We start from the raw sequence: 526 nt of genomic DNA on the forward strand, positions 1-526 counted from the left end.
CTCCTCCCCCGCCCCCCCCCCCAACACCTTCCGAAGTCTTTCCCGTCACCGCTGCCGAACTCGGCGAAAGTTGGCGTCCCGGTTGCCCTCTGGATCCGGAGCGATTGCGACGGGTCGAGATCGACTACCTCGGAATGGATCTCCAGACACACCGCGGAGAACTGGTCGTGCACGAGGACTTGGTACCAGAGGTCATCGAGATCTTCGACGAGCTCCGCGAAGCGCGCTATCCCATCGAGAAGATGCAGACGCCCGACCATTACCCGGGCGCCGAGGACGAACTGTCCATGCGCGACAACAATACGTCGGCCTTCAACTGCCGCGACATTCCCGGATCCGGCAACTGGTCCCACCACGCCTACGGCCGGGCCATCGACATCAATCCCCTCATCAACCCCTACATCGACGACGCGGGCGATCTCCAGCCCGCCAACGCGGCACCGTATCTCGACCGCACCCGCATCGACCCGGGCCTGTTGCACGGCGGTGACCCCGCGGTGCGGATCTTCACCGACCGCGGCTGGAC

General features: G+C 65.0%; 1 protein-coding gene. It reads left to right on the forward strand.

Annotated features, from left to right (window positions below; translation table 11 throughout):
• A partial coding sequence (locus AU198_RS20915; protein ID WP_064350502.1) for a M15 family metallopeptidase occupies positions 1-526 on the forward strand: 526 nt, incomplete at both ends.

Source organism: Mycobacterium sp. GA-1199 (genome assembly GCF_001500045.1).
Lineage (GTDB): Bacteria > Actinomycetota > Actinomycetes > Mycobacteriales > Mycobacteriaceae > Mycobacterium.